The 7,992-nt window shown below is 32.0% G+C and carries 6 protein-coding genes; all 6 read left to right on the top strand.

What is annotated here, in order from left to right; genetic code table 11:
* The first annotated feature begins 625 nt into the window (after positions 1 to 625).
* The 6 genes from AC3WOM_RS25995 (at position 626) to AC3WOM_RS25970 (ending at position 7,485) form a co-directional block, all read left to right on the top strand.
* Entirely contained in the window at positions 626 to 1,582 is a 957-nt protein-coding gene (locus tag AC3WOM_RS25995; protein WP_492448942.1) for a hypothetical protein, read from the top strand.
* Between the two features lie 21 nt (positions 1,583 to 1,603).
* The gene (locus tag AC3WOM_RS25990; RefSeq protein ID WP_492448941.1) at positions 1,604 to 1,957 is read left to right on the top strand and encodes a hypothetical protein; all 354 of its coding nucleotides are present in this window, start codon (positions 1,604 to 1,606) and stop codon (positions 1,955 to 1,957) included.
* 122 nt (positions 1,958 to 2,079) lie between these two features.
* Complete coding sequence (locus AC3WOM_RS25985; RefSeq protein ID WP_492448940.1) at positions 2,080 to 2,397, top strand: hypothetical protein; 318 nt, start codon at positions 2,080 to 2,082, stop codon at positions 2,395 to 2,397.
* A 501-nt stretch (positions 2,398 to 2,898) separates the two neighbouring features.
* Positions 2,899 to 3,609 carry a PDDEXK family nuclease gene (locus AC3WOM_RS25980; RefSeq protein ID WP_492448939.1) on the top strand — a complete coding sequence of 237 codons (711 nt, stop codon included), beginning with the start codon at positions 2,899 to 2,901 and terminating at the stop codon, positions 3,607 to 3,609.
* A 12-nt stretch (positions 3,610 to 3,621) separates the two neighbouring features.
* Positions 3,622 to 4,890: an RNA polymerase subunit sigma-70 gene (locus AC3WOM_RS25975; protein WP_492448938.1), complete on the top strand. Its 1,269-nt coding sequence runs from the start codon at positions 3,622 to 3,624 to the stop codon at positions 4,888 to 4,890.
* 6 nt (positions 4,891 to 4,896) lie between these two features.
* Positions 4,897 to 7,485, top strand: coding sequence for an SNF2-related protein (locus AC3WOM_RS25970; RefSeq protein ID WP_492448937.1), 2,589 nt, complete (start codon positions 4,897 to 4,899; stop codon positions 7,483 to 7,485).
* Positions 7,486 to 7,992 lie beyond the last annotated feature (507 nt).

Genomic DNA, 7,992 nt, shown 5'->3' with positions numbered 1-7,992 from the left:
AGACAATTTTACTAGAATGCAATGCCGAATGGATTCAGTATGGCTCTTAGTCAAGCACATGTTTTGGTGAAGAGCCATAAAACACGTTTAATTTATTAATTAAAAAAGTATTAAGCCTTGTGGTTGCTTGCTTGGAAGATTTATGATTTATTATGCGGTAATTTTATGGTTTACGTCAACTATTTTATTCCAAGTGAAAGAAATAATATTAATAACGCAATTCAAGAAAAAATGTCATAAATTGCCTCGCTTTCTTTTTAACTAAAATATAACATAATAATAGATTCGAAAAAAAAGCCGCAGCGTGATTTGACGCTACAGCTCAGAATTGGTTTATGCCCTTTGAAGGCTTAGTCATATAAGCAATATAATACATAGGAGAGCAAAACTATGTTACAAGAGAAAGCACAAGTAAATCACAAGACAATTAAGAAATACCACGACAACATGTATAAGTGAATGTTGAATTAACCAGAAGTTTACTTCAATTCTTTTTAGAAAGCTTGGATACTAATACAAAAATACTAATAAAATTTTATGGTAAAAAAGCATCCGAAAAGTTACAATATTATACATAATAGTACAAAATATATTATATAAGAAGACTTAACCAGAGGTGTTCGATATGAATAAAAGTGATTTATTAATTATGAATGTTCCATTTGCGACATTGAAAAATGTTGGGAAGGAGATGGAAATAGAAAATAGTAGACTAACGTCACTTGAGGAAACTGCAAAAGCAATTGAAGAAAAATCTGCTGAAATTGCAGAACAATTAATTGACGACTATCAATTTGCTGGGAATACTTCTTTGAATTTGAACATAATGATTAATGGTATACCTCCTCAATGGCAGGATAAAACTTATTTTACTACCCACCTAAATGAGGAAGTATCAGCAGATGTATTTACAACTGGCCTTCGACCAGAACTTGATGAAAATCCTAAACTTATTAGAGCTTATGAACAACATAATCGAGTAATATTAGCGTTTTCCTACCTTGGAAAAGCTAGGAGATATCTTGAAAACTATAATATTGTCACTCGTAAACCTCAAATCGTAGAGTATGTTGTAATTCATTTTTCACCATTTCAAATTGAAGTGAGAGCTCCACAAGATAGGAATAAAATTTATCGTGATGAAGTGTTGAAAATAATGGGAATTGAAAATGAGGTTATATGGGATTTAGCTACTAAATTAGATGAATCGCAAGTTAAATCTTTAGCTATTAGTTTAAATGCAAAACTTAGATCTGCTAAACATAGAATGACTGAAGGTGTCTATGCTACTAAGGAAGTGACTGCTAAAACAGTAGTAGAAGATTTAGGCTCTACAACGGAATATCAGGAAGAATTCGAAGATCAGCCTTTAAAAAAGGCTACACTAGTGTTTGAATACAACTATAGCTTTGGGCATACTGAAACTGTGTCGTATGTTATAACAGACAATGGTTTATGGATAAGGTCTAGATCTGGTGAAGAAGTTTTTTCACATATTATTAACCAAATTATAAAAGTTAAGTATCCAGAAGAAGAAGCACTTGAAGAATCATTTGAAGATGATATTCTTACAGAGAGATAAAATTTTTAGGAGGTGGTAATTATGCTTTATGAATTAGATGATGTTTTATTAGAAATGGCTTCGGAAGATCGTAAACATTTTTCCCCTCATTATGTATGCAAAAGGTCAGGGATTGATGATTTTAAAGCAGTTTCACAATATTTAGTAGATTTAGTAAACAAAAAACTTAAAATTACTTTTGAAGTTGAGTGTCCAGATGGAGATGGAGACTTTAATGTTCCTAACCCAAGTGAACTTGATGGAAAGTTGAAAGTTTGCCATCTATGCCAACGTGAATATATTCCAGATCCAGAAAGAATTTGGATTTACTTTGATTTTAAAGAAGATTTTATAGAATACGCAAAAAAAAAAGTACTTCCCAAACAGAAGAAATAAGGGAAGAGAAAAAAGTAAAAACAGCTACTGATATTAAACAGGCTTCATATGCAGATTTTATAAAATATGGTGTAAATATAGAACAACTAAACGTAATAGCAACAGAAGAGGAGGTAAAAATAATGTTTAATAGAATGGGCAATATTTCTGGTTCGAAATTTGGCGATAATATTAATTTCCAAGGTGATGATGTTAGACAAACTAAAATCGAGATTAAAAATAATTCCCTCCAAAAGGAGTTCGAGGAATTATTTGATCATATAAATGTAATGGTAGATGGTGTTGAGAAAACACAAGCTAAATACAATGCACAAGAATTACAAAAAGCTATAGAGAGTGAAGAAAAAGAAAAATCAAGTATGCTTCACAGCTTTTTACTAAATACATTAGGTGCTATTAGTTCTGTCGTTACCATAGGTCAATTCATTACCCAAATGTAAACTTTTAAGTAACTATGATTAAATAATAAAATCATAGTTGCTTTTTTATATATATATGACTCAAAATATCAGTATTTGAATGATTTTAAAATTGTAGATGTTCCGGGATTGAAAACGTATAATCAATTGCTTCAAGTAAAACTATGATGATGAGTGATTCAAATCGCATATTTAAAATTGCAAAATACACGAGTGAAATGTCTATTGAACAGCCTGTATTATTGTTATGTTATAAATTATTAAAAGGAACTTTTGAAGGGTTGTTAGAAAAGGAGGTGAAGAAAAAAAGAGTAGCTATCAATCATTTTGGGAACGTGAAAGTTTATAATGAGTATATCATAGTACTGTCAACTTACAGTTCCACACCTTGTACCATTATTAAATCTCCTCTCAGATACCTTATCTGTACTTTAGCATTAATGACTAGGATATACACAGGTGATATAATTAATATATACTACAAAGTATTTTCAATTATTATAAATATAGGAGGATATACATATGAATCAGAATAAAGAGTTGGTCGTTTCTTCTCAAATTGAGATAGACAATAAAATATCTAAGTATAAAGGAATGAAAGTTTCGGAGTTAAAAGAGAGTTTGTCTATGCCACTGAAGGATAATAAAGCCTCATTTGTACAGTTAGCTAGGAAGATGATGGGGATAACAAATAATAAATTTGGTTTATGTGATAATAGAGTTGATGCTGTTTTAAAGACAGTTCGCTTAACAGGTATGGAAACACCCGCAGAAGCCATGTCCTTCATGCCAGTGGACTTCAAAGGATGGTCAGAAGCATTGTCTTGGGAAAGTAGCTCTCTATATAGGTATTTTAATGAAAAGACACTAGTGCTATTTATTTTTCAACAATATCCCACGGGTAAGCGTGTTGACGATAGTGAAATGACTTTTTTAGATGCTAAGGTTTGGAAGATGTCAGAATATGATTTAAACCATGGTCTTAAAGAAGTGTGGGAAAGAGTTCGATATTTAATCAATGCAGATAAATTAGAAATCACTCCCTTGAAACAAAAAAATGGGAAAATTATTAATAAGAATAATTTACCGTCTGGTCAATTCAACACACTAGGTCACTTGAGACCTGGTGCGATAAATGGTGATGATAAAGTACTGTTGCCGACGGGGCAAAGAATTGTAAAACAGAGATTTTGGTTTAATAATGAATACGTAAAAGAAATAATAGATTTATAGGAGATGCAAAACATGGAGAATATCAATTTGTTTGATTTGTATAAGAAAGGCTTTGTTAAGGAGGGCGGCCATAATGTTAGTGTTCCAATCAAAAAGGCAAGTGGAGAAAAATATGATGGTAGAACTTACGCGATTCCACTAAAATACCTGTATTATAATGAGCAGAATGGTAGAATAGGAGTTTCGCTTTCTGATTATGAAAGTACTAGTGGTAAATTAATACCAGGTCATAATGAAGAATATAATATGATTATCCAAGATATGTTAGCAGACGATGCTGATGAGATGACTAGAAAAGAAATGGATAAGTTGAAGAGAGATATTGCCATTAAAGGTCAAGATGAACCTGGCTATGTTTTAAGTGATGGACGAGTAATTGATGGGAATCGTAGGTTTACAGCAAAGCGATTACTTGAACAAGACCCTTCAATAACAGAGCAGCAATATTTTGAAGCAGTTATCTTAGATGATTTATCAGTACAGAATCATGATGATCAAAAGAAAATTAAGTCACTTGAATTGCAAATCCAATTCGGCAAACTTGGTAAAGTTGATTATAATCCAATTGACAGAGCTATTGATGCTTATAAAACGATTGTTAAAAATAATATAATGAGTGTCGCAGAATATACTGAATTTGCTGGACTGAAACCGAACGAAGTTAACAAACGAATCTTGGAAGCTGAACTAATTATTAAATTTTTGGAGTTTGCGAACACGAATCCGGATAACTATGCTTTAGCAAAACAATTAGATTTGGATGGACCGCTCCAAGATATGATTCCTCAATATAAAAAAATTAAAGACTCAGATAATTTAGATCAACTATTAAATAGTTTATTTGCTAAAATCATACAAATACGCTCGTCCAAAGAAGATTTCAAGGCTGAGTTTAGACAAATAGTCAAAAATGTTGTTGGTACAAAAAATGAAGAAAAATTTATTGAAGAGATGGAAGATGCAACGGATACGATAGTAGAAGCACTAGATAAAGAAGATGTTATAAAGAATAATGTAGATTTATTTACCACATTACAAAATAATCAGGATGCTGTACAGGCTCTGGCAAAAGTTCAAACGATTTCTACTAATCATTCTGAAAAGGCGAAGAACTATAAAGAACAAAATAAACCAGTCAAACTCGCTGAAAAAGCAATTAGTAGTATTGAGGCTATTGATAAAAGAATTGTTACAGGGTTACCTAAAAGTGAAAAGGCTAAATTAAAGAGTAGTTTTGAGAAGTTAAAATTAAAAATTGATGATCTTCTGACTGAGGAGTGATAAATTTTGTTAAAAAGTTTGCAAGGCCGACTCAAATCTAGTTATAACTCAATGATTCAAAATGTAGGAGAGGCGTTCTATAATCCAGTATTGAGTGAATCCATTAGCTATAAAAGAGTCAGTGGCTATTTTTCATGTAAGGCACTTTCGATATACGCTGAGGGATTAGATAGAATTGCAGAAAATGACGGATATATTCAATTCATTATTTCTCAAAATATTTCAGAAAAAGATTTTGAAGACATTAAGACGGGGTACCGTGAGCGCTCAAAAGGAGAAATCTTAACGCAAAGTGATAAACAGCGCTTAGGAAATTTGGCTTATTTAATCTCGCAAGGTAAAGCAGATGTGAAATTTGGCTTAGTTAAGAATGGATTGTTCCATACTAAGTGGGGCTTGTTTGAAGATAGACAAAGAGATGTTGTTTATTTTAATGGATCTCTAAATGAGACAGCAAATGCCATCGAGAATAATTTTGACTCATTTGATGTCGATTTCTCATGGGATGTAAGCGTCAATGTCCGCCAGCGTGTTGAGCAAAAAAAAGAAGAGTTTTCCCGTTTGTGGAATGATGATTATCCTGGTGTTCAAGTAGTTGATGCTACAGAGATTATTTATCCTTTACTTCAAGAGTTTGATATGGGTAGGATACAAAAGATACCAAATCCAAAGCAAAATTCAGTTATCTTTGATATGGATGAGAAGCATTTCTTTTTTATCGATAAAAGCGATGAAGAAGTAACCTTAAAAAAAACGTATAAAAATAAATTTAGTTTTTATGTAGATGAAGATAAGGGATATCCTTTTTTTAGAGGAGGTTTAACATATCGGGAGATTGAAAAAATTATTGAGTTAGCTAATAAGCAGGCGATTAAACGTCAATTTAACTTTATAGTCTCTTCACGAGTCGATAATTTTATTAATGCTCAGAAGTATTCAATTGAAGAATATCGGAAATCTGGATTGACACTAAAGAATCGAGATAGTCGCTGGGAAGAAGAGTTTATAGAGTTTAAGAAAGTTGTTGAAGAGGAAGTTGCTCGTCCACTTAAGCCATTACAACTTCAATCTGCCATGTACATGCTCACTCAAAAAAGAGCTGCGAACTTTTCTGTTCCAGGGGCTGGAAAAACAGCTATGTTATTGGGTGTCTTTGCTTATCTAAACAGTAAGCAAAAAGGAGAGCCAATAAAGCGAATATTAGTAGTGAGTCCTATTAATGCATTTTTATCTTGGAAAGATGAATTTCAGTCAGTGTTTCAAGCAAAAAAAGAGCTTAGGATACTTAGTATTCATGATCAGTCCATAAATGGTAATAAATATGCCTTTGAAGCTCAATGGTCAGCAGCTAATTTGATTTTAATTAACTATGAATCATTGCCTAAATTTAAAGAGTCAATAATTAAATGCCTATCGAGTAAATCAGATACAATGCTAGTTTATGATGAAGTACACCGTGTAAAGGGTGTACAAGCAAAGCGTGCGATTGCTGCTTTAGAAATAGCGGACAAAGCAGATTATCGTTATGTTTTAACAGGAACACCTATTCCTAATGGATACTTAGATATTTATAATTTCTTAAATATTTTGTTTAAAAAGGAATATAGTGTTTATTTCGGATTTGAGCAAAACATGTTGAAAAATCCAGATGGATGGCAAGTTGAAGAGATTAATGAAAAATTAGCTCCATATTTTTGGAGGACTAGCAAAGAAGATTTAGGGGTTCCACCAGCAGATTTAGACAATATTATAAAGGTTTTTCCTTCTGAAGAACAACTCCGCCTTGCAGAAATAATTTATACCACAGCCCAAAATCCATTAGCAACCTTGATAAGAATGATTCAATTATCGACTAATCCAGAAATTATAAATCAAGCGATAAATTATAGCGATTTGGGATTTAGTGAATTTGACAGTGCTTATCAAGATTCTTATGACCAGATTAGCTCCAAGGTAAGAAAAGAGCTAGAGGATAGTATTCACGCTGCAGTCATTGAGGGGGTAAGCGAATGGGATTTAGCTAATGTAAACTCCCCTAAGTTTGATGCAGGAATTAAACTTGTAATTGATATAGTGAAAAAACATGGGAAAGTTGTAGTCTGGGGATTATTTGTTAACACTTTAAATAAGATTACTTGTGTATTAAATGAAAATGGAATTAATGCAAAAGTTATCTATGGTGCTACACCTCGTGATGAAAGAGAGAATATCATCAATACATTTAAAGAGAACACTCATGAAATACAGGTATTAGTATCTAACCCGAATACTCTAGGAGAGTCAGTATCCCTTCATACTATTGCTCATGATGCTATTTATTTTGAATATAATTATAATCTCACTTTTATGCTACAGTCTCGAGATCGAATTCATAGACTTGGTTTACCAAAAAGTCAAAGCACGAGGTATTATTATTTAATGACAGTCAGTGATAGGGAGATTTATAATTTTATTGATCAAAAGATTTATGATAAATTAGCTGAAAAAGAAAAGAGAATGAAGGAAGCTATTGATGGTGATTATCTTGTTCCTGAGTTTGTTGATGATGAGATTGAGGAAATGAAGCGAATTATTGAATCGGAACGTATGTTTTAATAGTTGCTGAATCGGCTAACAAAACTGAGGAGTTAAAAGGGAGTACCTCTCTAAATTGTCGAAATAAGTAGTTAACGAGCCTAAACTTAACTAATGGTGTTGTAACTCTTATTATTAATATATATTGCTATTTATAAAGAAAGTGTATAAGAATATAATGTAAGTTGTATAAATCTGTGGACAAATTTAATAAGATTAAGAGTGTCTACAGATTTATATTGTGTACCTTAGTCAGTTAAAAAAGAATATAATTAATGGAGATTCAATGCGAATTGAAGGTTTAACAGGGATTGAAGAAAATTACTCATAGCTGATTAATTGTTTGTTCTCGTTTGCATATTTCATAATATGAATGTCTGTATCAGATACTTTCAAAATATGAATTTACGGTTTATAATTACTTGATTTTATTCTGGCTCTTCACCAAAATATGTGCTTGACTAAGAGCCATACTGAATCCATTCGGCATTGCATTCTAGTAAAATTGTCTCTTTATAGTGCTGCGGA

This window comes from Lysinibacillus sp. FW301-JW8 (assembly GCF_058788755.1).
Note: the sequence above shows the minus strand (reverse complement) of the source record. Positions and strands in the feature narration are given on the sequence as shown.

Bases quoted from the DNA above. Each gene is read 5' to 3' on its own strand.
- AC3WOM_RS25985 (WP_492448940.1), top strand. From the start codon at position 2,080: ATGTTTAATAGAATGGGCAATATTTCTGGTTCGAAATTTGGCGATAAT.
- AC3WOM_RS25990 (WP_492448941.1), top strand. From the start codon at position 1,604: ATGCTTTATGAATTAGATGATGTTTTATTAGAAATGGCTTCGGAAGAT.
- AC3WOM_RS25975 (WP_492448938.1), top strand. From the start codon at position 3,622: ATGGAGAATATCAATTTGTTTGATTTGTATAAGAAAGGCTTTGTTAAG.
- AC3WOM_RS25980 (WP_492448939.1), top strand. From the start codon at position 2,899: ATGAATCAGAATAAAGAGTTGGTCGTTTCTTCTCAAATTGAGATAGAC.
- AC3WOM_RS25995 (WP_492448942.1), top strand. From the start codon at position 626: ATGAATAAAAGTGATTTATTAATTATGAATGTTCCATTTGCGACATTG.